At 75.1% G+C, this 20,465-nt stretch carries 16 protein-coding genes, 1 tRNA gene and 2 pseudogenes; 11 read left to right on the top strand and 8 right to left on the bottom strand.

The window, feature by feature from the left end; translation table 11 throughout:
* The 3 genes and pseudogenes from Acit_RS08675 to Acit_RS08685 form a co-directional block, all read left to right on the top strand.
* A pseudogene (locus Acit_RS08675) lies at positions 1-678 on the top strand (hypothetical protein); the annotation flags it as partial.
* Positions 675-3,374 carry a malto-oligosyltrehalose synthase gene (gene treY, locus Acit_RS08680; RefSeq protein ID WP_248108133.1) on the top strand — a complete coding sequence of 900 codons (2,700 nt, stop codon included), beginning with the start codon at positions 675-677 and terminating at the stop codon, positions 3,372-3,374. The pseudogene Acit_RS08675 and the gene treY, both read left to right, overlap by 4 nt.
* Before the next feature lie 13 nt (positions 3,375-3,387).
* On the top strand, positions 3,388-4,266 hold the full coding sequence (locus Acit_RS08685; RefSeq protein WP_248108135.1) for a hypothetical protein: 879 nt from the start codon (positions 3,388-3,390) through the stop codon (positions 4,264-4,266).
* 53 nt (positions 4,267-4,319) lie between these two features.
* Here Acit_RS08685 and Acit_RS08695 read toward each other — a convergent pair.
* Positions 4,320-5,397 (bottom strand): annotated as a pseudogene (locus tag Acit_RS08695) (ferritin-like domain-containing protein).
* 147 nt (positions 5,398-5,544) lie between these two features.
* Here Acit_RS08695 and Acit_RS08700 point away from each other — a divergent pair.
* A complete protein-coding gene (locus tag Acit_RS08700) occupies positions 5,545-6,237 on the top strand; it encodes a TetR/AcrR family transcriptional regulator (RefSeq protein WP_248108141.1) in 693 nt (230 codons plus the stop codon).
* 33 nt (positions 6,238-6,270) lie between these two features.
* Positions 6,271-7,701 (top strand): threonine/serine exporter family protein, encoded by a 1,431-nt coding sequence (locus tag Acit_RS08705; RefSeq protein ID WP_248108143.1) that lies wholly within the window; start codon positions 6,271-6,273, stop codon positions 7,699-7,701.
* A 12-nt stretch (positions 7,702-7,713) separates the two neighbouring features.
* On the opposite strand, the gene Acit_RS08710 is transcribed toward Acit_RS08705, so the two are convergent.
* Entirely contained in the window at positions 7,714-10,650 is a 2,937-nt protein-coding gene (locus Acit_RS08710) for an AAA family ATPase (RefSeq protein WP_248108145.1), read from the bottom strand.
* Positions 10,647-11,816, bottom strand: a complete 1,170-nt coding sequence (locus Acit_RS08715) for a metallophosphoesterase family protein (RefSeq protein WP_376746040.1) — start codon at positions 11,814-11,816, stop codon at positions 10,647-10,649. Before Acit_RS08715 ends, Acit_RS08710 begins: the two co-directional genes overlap by 4 nt.
* 263 nt (positions 11,817-12,079) lie before the next feature.
* On the opposite strand from Acit_RS08715, the gene Acit_RS08720 reads away from it, so the two are divergent.
* The 6 genes from Acit_RS08720 (at position 12,080) to Acit_RS08740 (ending at position 15,484) form a co-directional block, all read left to right on the top strand.
* On the top strand, positions 12,080-12,352 hold the full coding sequence (locus Acit_RS08720) for a type II toxin-antitoxin system Phd/YefM family antitoxin (RefSeq protein WP_248108149.1): 273 nt from the start codon (positions 12,080-12,082) through the stop codon (positions 12,350-12,352).
* A gap of 23 nt (positions 12,353-12,375) precedes the next feature.
* The gene (locus Acit_RS08725) at positions 12,376-12,624 is read left to right on the top strand and encodes a type II toxin-antitoxin system RelE family toxin (protein WP_248108151.1); all 249 of its coding nucleotides are present in this window, start codon (positions 12,376-12,378) and stop codon (positions 12,622-12,624) included.
* A gap of 94 nt (positions 12,625-12,718) precedes the next feature.
* The gene (locus Acit_RS08730; RefSeq protein WP_248108153.1) at positions 12,719-12,877 is read left to right on the top strand and encodes a hypothetical protein; all 159 of its coding nucleotides are present in this window, start codon (positions 12,719-12,721) and stop codon (positions 12,875-12,877) included.
* A gap of 385 nt (positions 12,878-13,262) precedes the next feature.
* Positions 13,263-13,604, top strand: a complete 342-nt coding sequence (locus Acit_RS13950) for a hypothetical protein (protein ID WP_376746038.1) — start codon at positions 13,263-13,265, stop codon at positions 13,602-13,604.
* Complete coding sequence (locus tag Acit_RS08735; RefSeq protein ID WP_376746039.1) at positions 13,605-14,618, top strand: IS1380 family transposase; 1,014 nt, start codon at positions 13,605-13,607, stop codon at positions 14,616-14,618.
* Between the two features lie 227 nt (positions 14,619-14,845).
* On the top strand, positions 14,846-15,484 hold the full coding sequence (locus Acit_RS08740; protein WP_248108155.1) for a tyrosine-type recombinase/integrase: 639 nt from the start codon (positions 14,846-14,848) through the stop codon (positions 15,482-15,484).
* Between the two features lie 26 nt (positions 15,485-15,510).
* Here Acit_RS08740 and Acit_RS08745 read toward each other — a convergent pair.
* From Acit_RS08745 to Acit_RS08765, 5 genes are all read right to left on the bottom strand, one after another.
* Positions 15,511-15,584, bottom strand: a tRNA-Arg gene (locus Acit_RS08745).
* Positions 15,585-15,676: 92 nt separating this feature from the next.
* The gene (locus tag Acit_RS13640; protein WP_248108157.1) at positions 15,677-17,116 is read right to left on the bottom strand and encodes a metallopeptidase TldD-related protein; all 1,440 of its coding nucleotides are present in this window, start codon (positions 17,114-17,116) and stop codon (positions 15,677-15,679) included.
* Entirely contained in the window at positions 17,113-18,615 is a 1,503-nt protein-coding gene (locus Acit_RS08755) for a TldD/PmbA family protein (RefSeq protein ID WP_248108159.1), read from the bottom strand. Before Acit_RS08755 ends, Acit_RS13640 begins: the two co-directional genes overlap by 4 nt.
* A 2-nt stretch (positions 18,616-18,617) precedes the next feature.
* Positions 18,618-19,574, bottom strand: coding sequence for an alcohol dehydrogenase catalytic domain-containing protein (locus Acit_RS08760; protein WP_248108161.1), 957 nt, complete (start codon positions 19,572-19,574; stop codon positions 18,618-18,620).
* A gap of 42 nt (positions 19,575-19,616) precedes the next feature.
* The gene (locus Acit_RS08765) at positions 19,617-20,441 is read right to left on the bottom strand and encodes an ROK family protein (RefSeq protein ID WP_248108163.1); all 825 of its coding nucleotides are present in this window, start codon (positions 20,439-20,441) and stop codon (positions 19,617-19,619) included.
* Positions 20,442-20,465 lie beyond the last annotated feature (24 nt).

A 20,465-nucleotide genomic window follows, 5' to 3' on the forward strand; every position in this document is an offset into this window, starting at 1 on the left:
AACCGGCCCCGGGCCGATCGCCTCACGATGGTGCTGCCGCCCGAGCTCGTCGAGCTGGCGTGCGTCCTCGTGGCCCTCGGGCCGGGCACGCCGCTGGTGTTCATGGGCGAGGAGTACGGCGAGACCCGGCCCTTCCCGTTCTTCGTCGACCACCGGGACCCAGCCCTCCTCGACGCGGTGCGCCGGGGGCGGGCCGAGGAGCTCGGGGCCGACCCGGTGGCCCTCGGGCTCGACCCCGCCGATCCCGCCACCCGCGCCCGGGCCGTCCTCGACCCCTCGGTGGCCGGGTCCCCGCCCCACGAGCGGCGCCTGGACCTCTGGCGGACCCTCCTCAGCGTGCGCCGGACCCACCCGGCCCTCGCCCCCGGGGGCACCTGCCGGGCCGAGTGGCACGAGGGCACGCTGCTGGTCCAGCGGGAGCACGGGGAGGCCCTGGTGGTGCTCTGCTGGCGGATCGGGCCGGGGGAAGCCGTCCTCGAACCGGCGCTCAACCTCGGACCGGGTCGCTGGCGGGTGCTGGCCGGCTCGGCGTTCCCCCTCGACCCCAGGCCCCCGGGGGCGGGCCGAGACGGGCCGCTGTCCGAGGACTGTCGGCTGGCCGTGCCGGGACCGGGCTGGCTCCTGGTGGACCGCGAGGCGCCCGCCGGTCCGGCGGTCCCCCCGGGGGCCGCGAGGTGAGCGCCAGGCGGCCCGTCCCCGGGCCCGAGCCTCGGCCGGCCCGGTGGCTGGGCTCGACCTACCGCCTCCAGCTGCGCCCCCCGGACCTCGAGGGGGCCCGGACCCTGCTGCCCGAGCTGGCCCGGCTCGGGATCTCGACCCTCTACCTCTCCCCCATCGCCCGGGCCCTGCCCGGCAGCCGGCACGGCTACGACGTCGCCGACCCCAGCGAGGTCGACCCGGCGATCGGCGGCTTCGCCGCCTGGGAACGCCTGGCCGAGGCGGCCGAGGCCCTCGGGATGGGCCTCCTGGTGGACAGCGTGCCGAACCATCAGGCGGCCCACGAGGAGAACCCCTGGTGGGCGGACCTGCTTCGCCACGGCCGGCGGTCCCCGCACGCCCGGGCCTTCGACGTGGACTGGGCGGCGCATAAGGGACGGGTGCTGCTGCCCATCCTGGCGGTGCCGTTCGCGGACGCCCTTGCCGAGGGGTCCCTCCGGGTCGCCGTGGCCCGCCGTCGCGGCGAGCCCCGGGGCCTGCGGCCCGGGGAGCCCGTCGTGGTCGTCTCGGACCGCCGGCTGCCGATCGGGCCGGGCACCTGGGAGGACCTGGCCCCCGACCCGCCGTCCCTGGCCCGGCGCTGCAGCGCCAGCCGGCGCGGCCGTGCCCTGCTTGCCGAGCTGCTCGATCGGCAGGCCTGGCGGTTGGCCTGGTGGCGGACCGCGCCGGCCGCGGCCGGCTACCGGCGGTTCTTCGACGTGGACGGCCTGGTCGGGGTGCGGGTGGAGGACCCCGAGGTCTTCGCCGCGACCCATCGGCTCCTGGCCCGCCTGGCCGAGGCCCCGGCGTTCGCCGGGGTGCGGGTGGACCACCTCGACGGCCTGGCCGACCCGGTCGCCTACCTGGGCCGCCTCCAGGCCCTCCTGGCCGGGGCCGGCGCCGGGCGGGCGGAGCGGCCCGTGGTGCTGGTGGAGAAGATCCTTGCCGACGACGAGGTCCTGGTGGCCGGGCCCGCCGACGGCACCACCGGCTACGAGGTCACCGCCCGCCTGCTGCGGACCCTGGCCCCGAGCGACCCGCCTGCCGCGGACGTCGGGTCCCTGGCCCGCCAGGGCCGGCTGGTGGTCCTCGACGAGCTCTTCCCCGGGGAGCTCCGACGCCTCGCCGGCCGCATGGGTCACCAGCTGGCCCGGAGCACCGCCGGCCACGACCTGACCGAGGAGGACGTCCTGGCCGGCCTTCGGGCCCTGACCGCCGGCCTGGACCGCTACCGCACCCTGCTCCGACCCGGGGAGCCGCCGGGGCCGGCGGACCGGGCCGCGCTCCTGCGGGCCGCCCAGGTGGCCCGGGACCTGGTCAGCCAGGAGGCCGGGCCGAGCGCCCCGCTGGCCCGCTCCGACCCGGCCCGGCTGCTCAAGGTGCTGGTCGACTTCCTGCTCGCCGTGCCCCCGGCAGGGGGCGGCGCCGAGGCCGACCCGGGCCTAGCCGGCTCGATCGGCTGGGGCCCGCTGGTCGCCCGCTGGCAGCAGCTCGCCAGCGCCGTGGCCGCTAAGGGCGTGGAGGACACCGCCCTCTACCGCCTGCCCGGGCCCCGGGCCGACGCCGACGTGGGGGACCAGCCGGGGGCCGGGCCCCTGTCGAGCGCCGAGCTGGCCGGCTGGCTGGCCGAGCGCCAGCGCTGGGCCCCCGAGGGCCTGTGCCCCTTGGCCACCCACGACGCCAAGTGGTCCGGGGACGCCCGAGCCCGGCTCGCCACCCTGGACCACCCGTCCTCGGGGTTCGAGCGGGCCGTCGCCCGCTGGCAGCGCCGGCACCGTCGCCTGCTCGGCGGCCAGCCCGGGCTGGACGCGCCGAGCCTGGCCGACGAGCTGCGCCTCTACCGGAGCCTGGCCGCCCTCTGGCCCCCGGGGGGCCTGGCCGCCACCCCGGACCCCGCCGGGACCCGGGAGGCCCTGGCGGGGAGGCTCGGCGGGATGCTCGAGAAGGCCGCCCGGGAGGCCAAGGAGCGGACCAGCTGGACCGACCCGGACCCGACCTACGAGGCGGGCCTGCGGCGCTGGGTGGAGGAACTCGTCCTCGGCCCGCCGTCCGGGCGGTTCCTGGCCGAACTGGAACGGCTCCTCGCCCGGGTGGGCCCAGCCGCCGCGGCCCTCGGCCTCGGCCTGGTCGGCCTGGCCCACCTGGCCCCCGGGATCCCCGACACCTACCAGGGCAGCGAGGGCTGGCTGCTGGTCGGCGTGGACCCGGACAACCGCGAGCCCCTCGACCCCGCCGCCCTCGCCGCCCGCCTGGCCGTCGCCCTCGGCGAGCCCCTCGAGGCCCTGGTCGAGCGGTGGTGGACCGGGGCCCTCAAGATCCGGGTGGTCCACGAGCTGCTCGAGCTCCGCCGGGCCCGGCCGGCGCTCTTCCGGCACGGTGCGGTCAGCGCCCCCCGGGTCCAGGGCCCCGAGGCCGAGCGGGTCGTGACCCTGGCCCGCCAGGACCGAGAGACGACGGCGCTGCTCCTCACCGTGCGACCGGACCCGGGCCGGGTCCGCCCCGGTCGCCTGCCCGCCGGCGCCGAGCTGGCCCCGTCGGCCACGGTGGTGCTGCCCCGAGGCTGGCCTGGCCGGTTCCGGGAGCTCCTCGGCGGCCACGAGGTCCGGGCGCGGGCCGGCCGGCTGTCGGTGGCCGACGTGCTCGGCGCCGTGCCGCTCGGGGTGCTGGTCGGGGTCTAGGGTGCGGCTTTTGATGCGCGCGAGCTCCCCCTGGACCCAACCGGCCCGGCGGCTGGCCGCCCTGGGAGCGATCGGGCTGGCCGGCTGCGCCCTTGCGGCCTGCAGCAGCGGCACGACCTCGGCCGCCACCCCCGCGACGTCGTCGGGGGTCGGCGGCACGCAGCACCAGCCCGCCGCCCCGGCCACGAGCGGGCAGGCCGGCTCGACGACCGGGGTGCCCTCGGCCTTCCCCAGCCCGGTCCGCCAGGCCCTGGCCGCCCTCGCTGCCCGCACCAGCCTGCCGCTCGCCGGCCCGACCGACCTGGCCAGCCCCGACGCGCTCTCCGCCCTGACGGCCCTGGAGCGCGCGAGCTGGTCGGTGCAGCTCTACGCCTGCCCGCGCCCGGAGCCCTTGAACAGCCCGGCGATCAGCTCGTGCGAGGACGGGGCCGACACCGAGGGCGGGTTCGGGGTCCACGAGGAGGCCTCGGCAGCCGCGGCGCAGGCGGCGCTGCCTGCGGTCGCCTCGATCGCCGGGCCCGCGCAGCCGGTGCGAGGGTGTCCCGCCAGCTCACCCCAGACGACGGTCGACGGGCAGACGGTGGCCCTCTGCGGGCCGAGCGGCTCACCGCCGACGATGGCCAGCTGGACCGAGGGCGACTGGCACATCGTCTGGCTGCTCAACGGCGAGCAGGGCACGGCGCTCACGGCCGCCCTGACACCGCTCGTCGAGCGGCTCGACCACGTGGACCTGCCGCCCCACCCCGGGATCCTGGGGGTGGACGAGGCCCCCGACGGCCAGCACGCCACCGCCGCCTGGGCGGTCGGCGACACCGTCTTCTGGGACTTCGCCTACCACTCGGCGGTCCAAGCCGCCGACATGGCGGCGAGCACCCAGTCGTTCCGCCCATGAGCGGACCCGGGCCCGGCCGCCGGGCCGGGCATCACGGTCGCCGTTGCGTCGGCTCAGCTGGCCCCGGTGGCGATGGTGGCCGCCACGTCCGCCTGCCGAGCGGCCAGGCGAGCCGCCGCCGCCCGGCGCGCCGCGTCGATCTCCTCGGCGGTCCGCTCGTCCTCGGCCATGACCCCGTCGAGGTCGACCGACTCGAAGCCGATGACGCCCATCTCGGTGAAGGCCTGGCGGACCTTCGGGCCGAAGAGCCCGATGTCCTTCAAGGTCGGCACGATCCGGGTGAAGAGCAGGCTACGGAAGGCTACCTGGATCCTCGACGTCGAGGCCCAGGCGCTCCCAGACCTCCTCGGCGAGGAAACGGTCCCGCATGAGCCAGCAGGCCTCGGCGCAGAGCTCCTCGCGCTCCTCCCGTTCGGCAGTGCTCAACTCGGGGTAGTAGGCCCGGAGGACGTGCCGGCCGAACATGACGTGGCGGGCCTCGTCCTGCATGACGTAGGCGTTGAGGGCCCGGGCCAGCGGGTCGCCGGTCTGGTTGCGGATGAGGCCGAAGGCCGCCAGGGCCAGCCCCTCGATGAGGACCTGCATGCCGAGGTAGGTGATGTCCCAGCGGCTGTCGGTCAAGACGTCGTCCAAGAGGGCCTGCAGGTGCCGGTTGATCGGGTAGGCGAGGCCGAGCTTCGTCAGGTACCGCCCATAGGCCTCGACGTGGCGGGCCTCGTCCATGACCTGGGTGGCGCCGTAGAACTTGGCGTCGATGTCCGGCACGTTCTGGACGATCTTCGCGGTGCAGACCAGCGCGCCCTGCTCCCCGTGGAGGAACTGGGAGAACTGCCAGGCCACCATGTGGCGGCGGACCTCGGCCCGCTCGGCAGGACCCATGCGCTCCCAGGCCGCCGACCCGAAGATGGGCACTGCTTCGTCGGGCACCTGCAGGGGGTTCTCGGGGTCGATCTCGAGCGACCAGTCGATGCGATCGGCGGCGTCCCACTGCTTGCGCTTGCCCTTGTCGTACAGAGCGAGCAGTTCGGCCCGCTCGGCGTCGTAGTCCCAGCGGAAGCGGACCGTCCCGCTCCGATCCTGGGTCTCCCAGCCGGTCTGCTCGACCGGCACGGCGTAGTGGAACTCGAGCACCTTCACCTCCCCCAGTCCCGGCAGACCTGGTCTGCCCGCGATGCACCGAGGACGACCGGCGTGACGCCCCCCGGAGCCGGTCCGTCCCCCTCCGACTGTGACATGCTGTCACACATGGCGTCAAGGGGTGGTCTAGCGGGGCGGCGGATGGAGGCTGGGACCCTGACGCCCCTGGCGAGCCGACCCCGTGGCGCCCGGCAACGACGGGAGGTGGTGCAGCGGCAGCTGGCCGACGTCGTGGAGGGGCTCCTGCGCTCTCGGCGCTGGGCCACCCTGCGGGTCGAGGAGGTGGCCGGCGCCCTCGGCATGACCCGGACCGCCTTCTACCGCTACTACCCGGACCTCGGGGCGGTGCTGCTCGCCCTGCTCCGCGACCTGGCGGGCGCCATCCAGAGCCGGGGCGCCGCCTGGTGGGGACCCCCGCCGCCCGCCGACCCGGCGGGCATGGCGGCGCGGGGAGCGAGCCTGCGGGCCGCCGCCGTGGGCACCGCCGAGATCTTCGCCGACCATCTGCACCTGCTCCGGGCGGTGCTCGACGCGGGGGCGAGCGACGAGGGCATCGAGCGGGCCTACCGGGCCATCGTGGAGGGCTTCGTGGCCGCCGGGGCCCGGCGGATCGCCGCCGAGCAGGCCCTCGGCACGGTGGATCCCGGCCTCGACCCCGAGCAGACGGCGGCTGCCCTGGTCTGGATGAGCGAGCGTTACCTCGGCACGGTCCTCGGCCGCCCCGAGGCCCCGAGCCCGGCCGCCGCCGGGGAGGTCCTGGCCACCATCTGGTGGCGGACCCTCTTCGGGCGGGAGCCCGGGGCCGGGGGCGGGCCGCTGATGGGTCAGGGCTGAGCGCTCGGTTCGCTCTTCCTATCCTGGGGGGCCGTGGCCGACCCTCCTGCGCTGCCCGCCCCCCGGGCGGAGGGTCGCGGGGAACCGGGCCGGCCTGGCCGGGCGCGACGGCGAGGAGCGGGCTGGGCTCGCTTGGCCCGGGACGGTCGGGTGCTGCTCGATGCGGCTCGGCAGCGGCTGGCCGGTTGGCGAGCGCCGGGGCCGGCCCCGGTGCACCTGCCCGAGCCGGAGGAGCGCGCCGTCTACCGGATCCTCACCTTCGCGCTGCGAGCCGGGGCGGTGCTGCTCTCGGCGGGCGCGGGGACGGTCGACGTGGAGCGGACCATCCTGGCCCTGACCGCGGCCTGTGGTCTGCCGGGTTGCGAGGCGGATGTGACCTTCACCTCCCTCACCGCCTCCTACCGGCGGGGCGACGACGTGGAGCCGGTCACCACCTTGGTGGTGGTCCGGGACCGGACGGTGAACTTCGCCAAGCTGGCGGCCATGGCCGAGCTGCGCCGGGACTTGGTCCAGGGCCGGATCGACCCGGAGACCGCCATGGCCCGCTTGGGGGCCATCGAGCGGCTCTCGGTCCGGCGGGGCCGGGTGGTGGTGCTCGGCTGGGCGGGCATGGCGGCAGCCTTCACCGTGCTGCTCGGGGGACAGGCGCTGGCCGCGGCGGTGGGTTTCGTCTCGACCGCCGTGGTCTTCGTGGTGAACCGGCGCCTGGCCCGGGCCGGGGTGCCGGACTTCTTCTTGAGCGTGAGCGGCGCGGCGGTGGCCACTGCCTTCGCCGTGGCCCTGGCGGCGCTCCACGCCCCGGCGGTCCCGGCCTTCGTGGTGGCCGGGGGGATCATGGTGCTGGTGCCCGGCTTCAAGCTGGTGGCCAGCGTGCAGGACGCGCTGACCGGATTCCCGATCTCGGGCACGGCCCGGGGCCTGGAGGTCCTGCTGATCGCCACCGGCATCGCCACCGGGGTGAGCATGGTGATCTACGCGGGCCGTTCGGCGGGCATGAGCCTGCACCTGGGCAGCATCCCGGAGTTCTCCCTGCTCTACTTCCCGGTTCAGGTGCTGGCGGCTGCGGTGGCCGCCGCCCTCTACGGGGTGGCTACGTCGGTGCCTCGCCGCTTCCTGGTCTGGTCGGCGAGCACCGGGGCGCTGGGCTGGGCCATCTTCTTGGCCCTGGGCCGCAGCGGGGTGTCCCTCGTAGTGGCCTCGGCGGTGGCGGCCATCGCCGTCGGCTTGGCCAGCCAGCTCCTGGCCGGCTGGCACGGCACCCACCCGTTCCTCTTCATCGTGCCGGGCATCATGCCGCTGGTGCCCGGCCTGACCATCTACCACGGGATGCTGAGCCTGGTGGAGGGGCAGCGGGACGCCGCCGGGATCCTCGTCGAGGCCCTGGCCATCGGGTTGGCCATCGCCGCAGGGGTCACCCTCGGGTACCTGCTCGTCCAGCCCTTGGAGCGCCCCCGGCCGAGCTGAGGCATCTCGCGCTCAGGGCTCGGCGGGTCGGTAGCGAGCCCCTCGCTTGACGCCCTCCTGGAGGACCTGCCCGGTGGCGAGCAGGTGCCGGATGGTCGCCGACCAGCGGGCCTCGTCGAGACCGGTCGCCGCGAGGACCTCGGCCCGCCCGAGGGGCCGCCCGGCCTGCCGGAGGCAGGCGAGGACCTGCGCCGCGTCGTCTGCAGGGCCGCCCGGAGGGAGGTCGCTCGGGGCGGGCCCGGTGGCGCCGCCCCGGGTCGCCATGGGCTCGAGGCGGACGGCCTTGGCGGTCCCGACGGCCCGGTAGCGCTCGGGGACGCAGGTGAGGACGAGGACCTGGGCGTCGCGCCCCGCCTCGGCGAGCACCGCCCCGAGGCGTTCGAGCCGGTCGGGGTCCGAGTAGCCGAGCGCGTCGTCGATGACGACGGGCACTCCTGTGTCGGTCTCCGGTCCGCCCTCGGCCCCGGGGCTCGTGGCCTGTCGGGCGACCAGGCGGGCGCAGGCGAGGCGACCGAGGAGGCAGAGCTGCTCCTTCGCGCCCGTCGAGAGGGAGTCGTAGGGAACGGTGACGCCCTCGAGGGTGCGGCTCACCACCTGGAAGGTCTCGGGGTCGAGCTCGACCGAGAGGCTCGGACCGAACACCACCCGCCCGAGGCGCTCGATCTCGGCCCGCAGGGGCCCGAGGTAGCGGGCCTTGGCCTCGACCCGATGTCGGGTGAGCACCTCGAGCAGCAGGTCGGCCGCCTCGGCGCGCCGCTCGATCGCGACGTGCTCGTCCTCGAGCGCCCGGCAGCGGGCCCGGGCCTCCTCGAGCCGGTCGTGGAGGCCGCGCTCGCCGGTGGACCGCAGCTCGCCGGTGACCTCTGCGAGGCGCCTCTCGAGCTCGGCCCGCTCCCGCCGGTGACGCTCGAGACTCTCCTCGGCGTTGGCGAGGAGGATCCGCTGGCCGCCGGGATCCTCTTTCTCGAGGCTCTCCCGTGCCTGGCGCGCCGTCGCCCCGGCCTCGTCGGCGAGCCGCCGGGCCGCGCCGAGGGCCTCTTCGACCGTCTCGTCGGGCTCCTCGCGCCGGGCCGCCGCCAGCTGCTCCTCGAGCATCCCGAGGTCCCGCCGGGTCGCCTCGAGGGCCACTCGACGATCCATGGCGGCCTCGCGATGCCGGGCGAGCTCCTCTCGTGCCCGGGCGTGGATCTCTTCGGCGCTCGACTGGGCCTGCTGGGCCTCGGCGAGGGCCCGGAAGGCCTCGGCTTCCTCCCGCTCGGCTGCCGGGAGATCGACCGGCAGGGGTTCCTCGGCGCGGTGCTCTCGCCGGTCGGCCTCGACGCGCGCCTCGAGCGAGCGGACGAGGTCCGCGAGCCCCTCCTCGGGGAGACCCTGGAGGTGCTCATGCACGGCCTGCTCCGCCCGCTCCAGCCTCGCTTCGGCGTCGCGCCGACGGCGGACCCGTTCCCGGGCGTCGCCCACGGGATCGGCCGGGTCGAGCCCGTGCTCGGCGGCGAGGCGGGCGAGTGCCGCCTCGGCGGTGCGCAGCGCCTCGGTCCGCTCGTGCTCCCCGGTCTCCACGCGCACTCGCGCCAGTCCGGGGAGGTGGAGCTCGAGGCCCTGCCCGACCGCCTCCTCGTGCGTCTCGCCGGGCGACAGGGTGAGCCGGCGCTCGCGGAGCTCGACCTCGAGCGGCGCGAGGGCCTCGACCCGGAGTCGGCCAGCGGCGGCCTCGAGAGCGACGCGGGCGGTCTGGACGCGCTGCCAGGCCTCCTCGACCCGTTGCAGCTCGGCGTCGTCGAGGCCGCCGGCTCGGAGGAGCGCCTGGGCCTCGGCCCGCTCTCGCTGGGCGGCGGCGACCCGCCCGAGCTGCTCGCGACGCCACTCGAGTTCGGTGCGGGCGCGCCAGTGGTCGAGGTCGGCTCGGGCCCGGGCGTGGCGCCGCTCGGCGGCCTCCCGGGTGCGCCGCGCCGCGTCGAGCTCGGCGCCCGCCCGCTGCTCGAGACGCTCGGCCTCCTCGAGCGCCGGGGCCTCCCGGGCGTCCTCGGCCTCGAGCCCGGCCAGACGCTTGCGGGCTTCGGCGACCCGCTGGACCAGCTCCTGGCGAGCCGTGGCGACCCGTTCCGCCTCCTTGAGGCGGTCAACGGCCCGCTCGGCTTCCCGCTGCAAGCGCTCGACCTCGAGCTCGCGCCGCCCGAGCTCCTCGACTTGGGACCGGCGCTCCTCGACCTCGGCCTGCTCGCGGGCCAGGCGCGCAGTTAACTCCCCGACCTCGCGGGTCAGCCGACCGTGCTCCTCGACGAGCTGGTCGATCGCCGCCAAGTCCTGCTCGAGCTCACGGACCTCTGCGCGGAGCTCCTCGAGACGACGCCGGCGCTCCTCGCGGTCCTTGGTGGGCCGGCGGCGGTTCGGGGTCCAGTAGCGGTCCCGCTCGGCCATGACCGCCTCGAAGAGCGCCGTCGCCCCTGGGTCCGACAGCGCCACGCCCGAGGCCGCGGCGTCGAGGGCCGCGGCCAGGGACTGGGACTGGTCGAGGGCTGCCTGGGTGATCGCCACCCCCTGCTGGTGGCGCAAGGCCCCCCACAGGTGCACGTCGAGGGTCTCCTCGAGGATCTCCCTCACCCGGTCGTGGGCCTCGCGCCCGGTGAGGTTCGCCGCCACCGGTTCGAGCACCTGGAGGGTCGTGCGCGGGTTCTTGTGCCAGCGCTTCGCGTAGCGGAGCCGGTAGGGGCCGGTGGAGAACTCGAGCTCCACCTCGGCGCCCTCGTCGCGGTCGACGGGCTTGAGGGCCTGCACCTGCCGGTCCTTCGAGCTGTCGGGCTTGTCGAACAGGACGTCGATGGCCTCGGCCAGGCTCGACTTGCCCACCTCGTTGGGCCCCTCGACGATCGTGACCCCGGGGGCATCGAACGTCACGGTCGTCTCGTGGATCCCCCGGAAGTTCCGCAACGTCAGTTGGTGGATCCTCATCGCCGGTCGCCTCCGGGGGTGCTCGTCCCGGCCGGCCGACCCCGGGCGAGCCGGTAGAGGAGCCCGAGGGCGTCCGTCGCCGTCTGGGCGTCGGGCGAGCCCGGCGCGGCCCGGGCCCGGAGCTCCCCGAGGGCCTCGGCGGCGAAGCCCACGAGCCCGAGCTCGTCGAGGTCGGCCTGATCGGGCAGGACCGCCAGGTCGCTTCGGTGCTCGGCAACCCGCAGTGAGGCGAACAGGTCACGGTAGTGCTCGAGGAGGTCGTCGAGACGGGCCTTGGCCGCCAGCCCCAGCGTCCCGACCAGCTCGAGCTCCACGACGCTCGTCTCCTTCTCGGTGAACGCGTCGAGGGAGGCCTCGAGCCGGTCCACACCCTCCTCGCCGTCGAGGTCGAACCTCTGGCGCAGGAAGCGCCACGACCCGACCTGGCGCCGCTCGGTCGCGACCCTCCCGTCCTCGAGGGTCACGAGGAGGACGTGGTTCGGGTCGACCTCGTCGTCGTCGGTGACGAGCGGCGTCCCCGCGTACCAGACCCGGCCGGTCGAGCCGACCTCGGTGACCGAGTGGCGGTCGCCGAGGGCCACGTAGTGGACCAGTCCCTCGTGGATGGCCCGCTCGAGGGCCGCTAGGCGGATCGCCTGGGGGTTGTCGCGATCCGGGCTCAGCTCGTCGACCGCGCCGTGGGCGACGAGGATCCGGAGCCCCGCTGGCGGCGCCAGCCCGTCACAGGCCCGCGCCACGAGGTCCTCGCTCGGCCGCTTCGTCGACCACGGCACCCCCACGACCTCCACCGTCTCGCCCAGGCCCGGCACGAGGACCGGGTCGGTGGTCTCGAGCACCCGCACCCCGGGCGGGCAGCGACCCGTGAACGAGGGGGAGCGGTAGATGGAGGTGGGGTCGAGGGGGTCGTGGTTGCCGGGCAGCAGGTAGACGGGGACGGGGAAGGTCCGAAGGGCCTCGAGCGCCCGACCGAGCACCTGCCGGTCGACCAGGTTCGACTCGAACACATCACCGGCCACGACCACGAACGCCGCGCCCTCTTCCCCCGCCAGGCGGCCGATGGCCCGGATGGCCTCGAGCCGGGCCGCGTCGTAGCGGGCCTGGGCCTCGGGCGGGAGGAAGTACCGGCGCATCCCGAGCTGCCAGTCCCCCGTATGGACGAACCTCACCACCTGACACCCCCCTCTGTCCTCCCAAGCCCGCCGACGTGGCGCGCTGTGACATCCAGTATCGCCGGCAGCTGTGACGCCCGCCGGCTGGGCATTTGCGGCGACCATGACGGAGGAACCCGGGCGTCGAGGACGGCAAGGCCTGCCCGCGTTCCCGCCACGGTTGCCGAGAAACGCTCACTGGTCCCCAGGGCGATGTCACCCGGGTCGGAAGACCCCAGGGGACGGTTGGCAGGCTGCTAGGGATGACTATAATCATGGTCATGTCGGAGACGTTGCCGCTGGCAGAGATCAAAGCCCACCTCTCCGAGATCGTGGATCGCGTGGAACGGGAGCACGAGCGGATCGTCCTGACTCGCAACGGGAGACCGGCCGCAGTCATCCTCAGCCCGGGCGACCTCGAGGCCCTCGAGGACACCCTTGAGTTGCTCTCGGATCCCCACGCAATGATCGAGATCCGGGCAGCACGCGACGACCTTGCCCATGGTCGAGTCGTCACGACAGAGGCGTTGCGTTCGAAATACCTGCATCGGTGAGCCCCCCGTCCTACCGGGTGGTCGTGAGCGCGAGCGCTGAGCGCGCCCTCGCTCGCCTCCCCGAAGGCGTGGCCGCCGCCATCGTCGAGTTCGTGCTTGGAGCACTCGCCGACTCCCCCCGCCGGGTCGGCCACCCGCTTCGTCAGGAACTGACTGGCCTGTGGTCGGCTCGTCGAGGCTCGTATCGGGTCGTCTACGAGATCGACGAAGACCACCACCAGGTCGCCGTCGTGCGGATCGACCACCGGGCTGACGTGTACCGACCCCGCTGACGGTTGCCGAACGTGGACTGGACCGTTGGTGATGGGGCCAGCGGCGCCCCGCGTCCAGTCGTCGAGAATTCGCTCGCTGACCAGGATTTCCCCGATGGAGGCGGGCAGCCGGGTGGTCTCGGCGCACCCGGACCAAGTCACACTCCTGATTGCGTACCAGTGGGAGTACGACGGTGCGAAGGTCAGCGCCAGCCTGCCCGACGAAGACGTGGAGTTACTCGACGCTTACGCCCGAGATCAAGGTCTGCCGTAGAGGTCGGCAGCGCCGTACAAGGCAGTTCGCCTCCTGCGACGCGCCGAGATCGCGCCGGCCGACGAGGACGCGTTCGTCTCCTGGGAGAAATCCGAGGAGGGACGCGACCAGGACGCCGCGACCGGCGACGCTCTCTCACCGACCCTCGGCGGCAAGATCCGGATGGTGAACCTTGCACGGTCATCGGGGCGGAGGCCAACACCTCCCGGCCGGCGATCGTGGTGAGCATCGCCGAAGCTAGCCCCGATCTTTCACAGGGCGGAGCTGGCTGAGGCCTCTTGGTCCGCGAATGCGCCCTCCTGGTAGGCGAGACTGCGCTTGTCGAAGGCAGCAGGACCGCAACCAGGAGGGCACTTCCGTGGTGAACGCTACCAGCACGGTCCCGGTGAGGGTGGAAGGCGGCGGGGACCAGGTCGTGGCCCATGTCGGGCTGCACGCACTGGGCTGTTTCGCTGACCGGCTCGGGTTGGGCGAGGCCGTCTCGGAGGCGGTCGTGGCTGGCGGCGATCAGGGGGTGCTGGTCCATGACCGGGGCGAGGTGTTGACCCAGATGATGCTGGTGCTCGCCGGGGGCGGCGAGTGCTGCGCGGACATCTGGTACCTGCGCTCTCAGCTGGGCCTGTTCGGGCCGGTGCCGTCGGACTCGACGGTGTGGCGGACCTTCGAGCGGATCGACTCGGTCACCCTCGGTTATCGCCGCCAGGCGGCGGGGGCGGTCCGTTCCTAGGTGTGGGCTCGTTCGGCGGCCACGACCAGAACCGCAGCGGTGACCCTGGACCTGGACGCGTCGCTGGTGGAGATCCACTCGGAGCACAAGGACGGGACCGGCCCGACCTACAAGGGCGGGTTCGGGTTCCACCCGATGTTCTGCTTCGCTGATGCCACCGGGGAGGCCCTGTCGGGACTGTTGCGCCCGGGTAACGCTGTGGCCAACTCGATCGAGGACCACCTGGCGGTCCTCGACACGGCGATCGACCAGCTCCCCGCCTGGGTCGCTGCCGGCCACCGGCCCGGCGACGACCCGTCTAGCGTGGCCCGAGCGCTGCGGGTCCGGGCCGACTCGGCCGCCTGCTCGGCCACCCTGGCCGCCGGGTTCTGGGAACGCAACGTCGGCTTCTTGGTGACCGCCCGCTCCAGTCGGGCCATCGCCGCCGCGATCAGCCGGGTCGTCGACGACGGCGAGACCGCCGGCTGGGTCCCCGCCCTCGGACAAGACGGCAACCAGCGCGACCGCGCCGCGGTCATCGAGGTCACCGACCTGGTCGACCTGTCGGGCTGGCCGGCGGGCACCCGGCTGATCGTGCGCCGCGAGCCGCTCCACCCCGGCGCCCAGACCAGCCTGTTCCCCTCCCTGGAGTTCCGCTACTGGGGCCACTACACCGACCAAGCCGGCGACCCCGCCGTCTTGGACGCCGACATGCGAGCCCACGCCCATGTCGAGGACCACATCCGCCGACTGAAAGCTTCCGGCCTCGAACGGTTCCCCTTCGCCAACCTCGACGCCAACCGGGCATGGATGGCCTCCGTGTGCCTCGCCGCCGACCTCGTCCGCTGGTTCCAGCTGCTCTGCCTCACCGGCCCCATAGCCGCCGCCGAACCCAAGACACTGCGCTGGGCGCTGTGGCACACCCCCGGCCGCCTCGTCCGCCTCGCCCGCCGCCACGTCGTCCGGCTCCTCGAGCACTGGCCCACCACCCCCGACCTGCTCGACGCCTACGGACGCATCGCCACCATCACCTGAACCACCGAGCACACCCGGACCCGCGGCGCAGCTGTCATTCAGCGCGCCCCGACCTCGCCCGGCGGGCCCCGCACCGCCCCTCACGTCAACCCAGCCGCCCCGAACACAACCGCAAGCGTCGCCGCAGCCCCCTCGCGGCGTCGGATCACACCAACCCCAGAGCCACCCCAGGGCAGGACGAAAGATCGGGGCTAGGACTGCCGAGCCGGGCAAGACGAGAGCTGCGGGTGCTCACGCCAGGGGAGGTCGAGCTGCTGGCCGGAACGGTCGAGAAGCTGGGCTGCCCCACCGGCGCGCTGGTGGTACGCCTGGCCGCCTGGACGGGCCTCCGAGCTGGCGAGCTGGCCGGTCTGCGGGTGGGGCGGGTGGACCTGGACCACAGAGTCCTGACCGTGGTCGAGGCGGTAGCCGACGTGGACGGGCGGCTCGTGGCAGGAACGACCAAGACCGGCCGGGTCCGCACCGTGCCCATCCCCGATGGGCTGGTGCCACTACTGCGGCAGCAGGTCGAGGGGAAGGCGGCCACCGAGCTGGTCTTCCAAGGGCCCCGAGGCGGCCCCTGGCGGCACTCCTGGTTCTACCCCCGCTACTTCCGTCCGGCCTGTGAGCGGATCGGGCGGCCTGACCTTCGGTTCCACGACCTGCGCCACACCTACGCCTCCTGGCTGCTCGGACAGGGCATCCACCCTCGGACCGCCATGGAGCTGCTGGGCCACAGCTCGATCCAGGTGACCATGGACGTCTACTCCCACCTCATGCCAGACGCCGTAGGACACGTGCGGGGGCGACTGGACGCCCTGTGGCCCGACACAAAGTGGCACGGTAGTGGCACGCTCGAAAGGGCCGGAGCGGAGTTAGAGCTTTGAAACGCCTCTGACCTGGGCATTTGCAGCGCGCTCGGAGGGACTCGAACCCCCAACCTTCTGATCCGTAGTCAGATGCTCTGTCCAATTGAGCTACGAGCGCCGGTGGACCTGGTGGCTCGGGGCCCCCAGGCACCTGGTGGATCCTAGCGGAGCGGTCCTGGGGGCTTCGCCCGGCTCGGCCCGCCGCGCCGCTCAGGTGGCGGGGCTGACCGAGGAGCAGTTGAAGTCGGGGACGAGGAGGGGGGGCATGGCGGTGCGGGGGAACCACTCGTGCCACTCCCGGGAGAGGGCCCGGCGGGTGGCCCCGACGGCCTGGGCCCGGCGGAGGATCTCGAGGGGGCTCTCGTTGAAGCGGTAGTTGCCGACCGCCCCGACGACCTCCCCGCCTTCGACGAGGTAGACGCCGTCGCGGGTGAGGCCGGTGAGCAGGAGGGTCTGGGGGTCGACCTCCCGGATGTACCACAGGCAGGTGAGGAGCAGGCCCCGGTCGAGCCCCCGGACGAGGTCCTCGGTGATGCCCTCGGCCCCGGGGAGTTCGAGGACCAGGTTGTCGACGGGCGGGCTGACGGGCAGGCCGAGGCGGGCGGCGCCGGCCCGGTGGGCCCGGAGGCGGCGCAGGGTTCCCGCTTCGAGCCAGGCGGTGGGGCCGAGGGGCAGGCCGTTGTCGAAGACCGAGACGTCGGGGCCCGAGGCCGAGGTGGCCACGAACGGGGCGCAGGCCAGGCCGGGCTCGGCCGGGTCGGAGCGAAGGGTGAAGGGGAGCGGGGTGAGCTGCTCGCCCAGCCGGGTGCCCCCGCCGGGGGCCGAGAAGACGCTGCGGCCCTCGACGGCGTCCTGGGCAACGGCGGCCTCCCCGAGGAGGCAGACGAGGTCGGCGACGGCGTCGGGGGGCAGGACCGTGGGGTAGCGGCCGGCCGGCAGCTCGACCCGGCGCGCCGCCCAGCGGAGGCGGCGGTCGATCTCGGCGAGCATGCCGGGCAGGTCGAGGGTCCGCAGGTCCTCGGCGCCGCGGCCCACCCAGCTGGAGGCCTGGCCGTCGGCGGTCCGGCCGACCACCTGGGCGGTGCCGGTGGGTTGGGCGAAGCGCCGGCGGGCCCCGGCGGAGGTGCCGAGGACCAGGGTGTCGACGGTGTGCTCGAGGTAGCCCGAGAGCACCAGGCCGCGAGCCTCGGCCTCGGCGAGAGCCGGTCCGAGGTCGGCGAGGAGGGGGGCGAGGACCTCCGGCCCGGTCTCCTCCGGGGGCTCCTCGAGGCCCGGGTCGCTCGGCCCGGCCACCAGCTCGGCGGCGTCCTCGGCTGGGGGGGCCTCGGCCGCCCGGGCCAGGGCCGTCGCCACGAGCTGGTCGAGCTGGTCGGCCCGACCCCGGCCGACCCCCCCGGCCACCGCCACCCCGGCGGCGAGCCCCTCGGGGCGTGGGTCGAGGACCACGACGGTCACCGAGCGTCGGCGGCGGCGGCCGTTGGTGGTGAGGGTGCCGTTGGCGAAGCGGGCCTCGACCCCAGCGTGGTCGTTCACCAGGACGACGCCCCCGTGGGGCAGCCGGGCGAGGACCTGCTCGACGAGGCTGGCCGCCGGCACCTCGGCCTCGGCCGCCCAGTCCTCGGGGCCCGGCACCGGCCGGTCGGCGCTCACCGGCCGGCCTCCGCCTTGGCGTTCAGGATGCGGACCTGGCGGACCAGGACCGCCGGGCAGCCGTGGCTGACCGGGGCCACCTGGCCGGGCTGGCCCTTGCCGCAGTTCATGGCCCCGCCGAGCACCCAGGTGCCCGGCCCGCCGACGGCCGCCAGGCGACCCCAGAAGGCGGTGGTCTGGTCCTGGTAGGCGGCGTCGCGGACCTGGCCGACCAGGCGGCCCCGCTCGATGCGGTGGAACCGCTGGCCAGTGAACTGGAAGTTGTGGCGCTGCATGTCGATGGACCAGCTGCGGTCCCCGACGACCAGCAGGCCCCGGTCGACCCCGCTGACCAGCTCGTCGAGGCTCGGGCCCTGCGGGTCGGGGGCGAGGGAGACGTTGGCCATGCGCTGGATGGGCACGTGGAAGGGGGAGTCGGCGAAGGCGCAGCCGTTCGAGCGGGCCAGGCCGGCCTCGGCCGCCATGGCCCGGTCGAGCTGGTAGCCGACGAGGATCCCGTCGGTGACGAGCTCGAAGCGCTGGGCCTCCACCCCCTCGTCGTCGTAGGCCACGGTGGCCAGCCCGTAGGGCTCGACCCGGTCCCCGGTCACCGTCATGCCCGGGGCGCCGTAGCGCAGGTGGCCACGCTGGTCGGGGGTAGCGAAGGAGGTCCCGGCGTAGGCCGCCTCGTAGCCGAGGGCCCGGTCGAGCTCGAGGGCGTGGCCGATGGACTCGTGGATGGTGAGCCAGAGGTTGCTCGGGTGCACGACCAGGTCGTAGTGGCCCGGTTCGACGCTCGGGGCCTGGAGCTTCTCGGCCAGGTGCTCGGGGAGGGCGGCCACGTCCCCGGCCAGGTCGGCCCCCTCGCCGTCGAGCAGCTCGAAGCCCCGGCCGCTCGGGGCGGTCAGGGTCCGCATGGTCTCGAAGTCCCCCTCGGGGGTGACCGCCAGGGCCTCGACCACCGGGTGGACCCGGACCCGGAGCTGATGGGTCCGGGTGCCGGCCAGGTCGGCGTAGTGCTTCTCCTCGGTCACGGCGTGGAGGCTGGCGGTGACGTGGGCCACCGGCGGGCGCTGGAGGAGCTGGTCGGCGAAGGCGAGGAGGCGGCCGCTGGCCTCGTCGAGGGGGACGGCCAGGGGGTCGACCCGGTGGGGGGCGACCCAGCGGACCTCCCCGTGGACGGGTTCGTCGGCCAGCTGGACCCGGTGCCGGACCGCTGGGGCGCAGGCCTCGGCGAGGGCCACCGCCTCCCCGACGGCCGCGGCCACGGCGTCGGGCCGCAGGGCGTCGGTGGCGGCGAACCCCCAGACCCCCCGGTGGAGGACCCGGATCCCGACCCCCACCTCGAGGTCGTCCACGACCGTCTCGACCGCCCGGTCCCGCACGGCGACGAACCGGCTGGCCAGCCGTTCCAGGCGGACCTGGGCGTGCTCGGCGCCGAGGGCCTCGGCCCGGTCGAGGGCCGCCGGCAGCAGGCTGGCCGCCAGGTCGTCGAGCTCGAAGCGGGCCTGACCGGCCACCCTCAGCCGGCCCCCGGCCCGAGCAGGACGATCTTTCCGAGCTTGCCCCCGGCTGCGAAGCGCTCGTAGGCCGCCTCGGCCTCGGCCAGGGGGTAGGTGGCGAGCACCGGGACCTGGAGCCGCCCGGCCCGCAGGTGCCCGAGGGCGGCCTGGCCGGCGGCGGCCACGACGGCGCCCTTCTCCTCGGGGCTCCGGGCCCGCAGGGTCGCCCCGGCCAGCTGGGCCCGCTTGGCCAGCAGCACCCGGAGGTCGAGGTCGAGGTGCTGGCCGGCGCCCAGGCCGATGACGATGGCCCGGCCCCCGACGGCCAGGGCCCCGAGGGCCCCGGCGAGGCTGGGCGCCCCGACGAGCTCGAGGACCACGTCGAAGGGTCCGGCGGCCAGGGCCTCCTCGGGGGTCGCCGCCAGCGCGGCCCCGAGGGACCGGAGGGTCCCGTGGGTGTCGGGGTTCCGGGCCGAGGCCACCACCTCGGCACCGGCCAGCGCCGCGAGCTGGACGGCCACGCAGCCCACCCCGCCGGCCGCCCCGGTGACGAGGACCCGTTCGCCCATGGCGAGCCGGCAGCGGCTGAAGAGGGCGTCGTGGGCGGTGCAGAGGGCCTCGGGCAGCCCCCCGGCGACCGGCCAGTCGACCCCCTCCGGGAGGGGCAGGGCGGCCCGTTCGTCGACCAGGGCCAGCTCGGCCTGGGCGCCGCCGCCGACGAGGGCCATGACCCGGTCGCCGGGCCGGAAGCGGCGGACCGCCCGGCCGACGGCCAGGACCTCCCCGGCCAGCTCGAGGCCCGGCACGTCGGCTGGCACGCCGGGAGGCGGGGGGTAGTGGCCGGCCCGCTGCAGGAGGTCGGCGGCGTTCAGGCCAGCGGCCCGGACCGCCACCAGCAGCTCACCGTCCCCGGGCTCGGGGTCCGGCCGGTCGGCCAGGACCAGCCGGCCCCCTTCCTGGATGGTCACGGCCCGCACGGCGCCCACCGTAGCGGGCGTCGGCGGGGACCGGCCGAGTGCCTAGAGCCCGAGGTGGTCCGCCTCCCAGAGCCGCACCCCGCCGGTGATCCCGGCGCTGTTGTCCACCAGGGTCACGTCCGGGCCCAGGTCCCCCTCCTCGAGGTGCGCGGCGTTGCCCCCGCCGACGTAGCAGTGGTCGAAGAGGGTCAGGGTGCGCATGGCGGCCAGGGCCTTGCGGACCCGCTTGCGCCACTTCTTCGTGCCGATGGCCTCCCGGGCGTGCTCGCCGAGGTGCTCGGTGTAGGTCTCGCCCTTGCGGAACGGGATCTGGGCCACCTCCAGGTGCGGGAGGAGGCGCCCTTCGAAGAAGAGGGCGGTGCCGAAGCCCGTGCCCAGGGTGACGACCAGCTCGAGCCCTTGGCCCCGGACGACGGCCGCCCCCTGGACGTCGGCGTCGTTGGCCACCTTCGTCGGCACCCCCAGGCGCTTTGCGAGGGCCTGGGCCAGGTCGAAGCGGTCCCAGGCCCGTGCCAGGTCGGGATCGACCGGGGTGCCGGGCCCCCCGGTCCGGACGAAGTGGGGGGCGCTCAGCACGACCCCCTGGCGGACCATGCCGGGGAAGCCGGCCGAGGCCCGATCGGCCCGGGGCAGCTCGTCGGCCAGGTGGGCCAGCTCCTCGACCAGCTGCTCGGGTCGGAGCGGGTAGGGGGTGTCCTCCCGGACCCGCTCGGCCACCATGGCCCCCGCGGCGTCGAGCACCGAGGCCTTGAGGCCGGTCCCGCCGATGTCCAAGCCGAGGGTCAGGGGCCCGCCGCCCGGTCGCTCGCCGCCGGGCCCGTGGCTGTTCGACCCGTGCCCCGGCTCCTGCCCGTGGTCCTCGCTCACCGCGATCCTCCTCCCTCGGCCCGC

This window comes from Aciditerrimonas ferrireducens (assembly GCF_023130475.1).
GTDB classification, from domain to species: domain Bacteria; phylum Actinomycetota; class Acidimicrobiia; order Acidimicrobiales; family UBA8190; genus Aciditerrimonas; species Aciditerrimonas ferrireducens.

Excerpts from the sequence above, each read along its gene's own strand:
- Acit_RS08710 (WP_248108145.1), bottom strand. The coding sequence starts at position 10,650 with ATGAGGATCCACCAACTGACGTTGCGGAACTTCCGGGGGATCCACGAG.
- Acit_RS08685 (WP_248108135.1), top strand. The coding sequence starts at position 3,388 with ATGCGCGCGAGCTCCCCCTGGACCCAACCGGCCCGGCGGCTGGCCGCC.
- Acit_RS08720 (WP_248108149.1), top strand. The coding sequence starts at position 12,080 with ATGTCGGAGACGTTGCCGCTGGCAGAGATCAAAGCCCACCTCTCCGAG.
- Acit_RS08730 (WP_248108153.1), top strand. The coding sequence starts at position 12,719 with ATGGAGGCGGGCAGCCGGGTGGTCTCGGCGCACCCGGACCAAGTCACA.
- Acit_RS08700 (WP_248108141.1), top strand. The coding sequence starts at position 5,545 with ATGGAGGCTGGGACCCTGACGCCCCTGGCGAGCCGACCCCGTGGCGCC.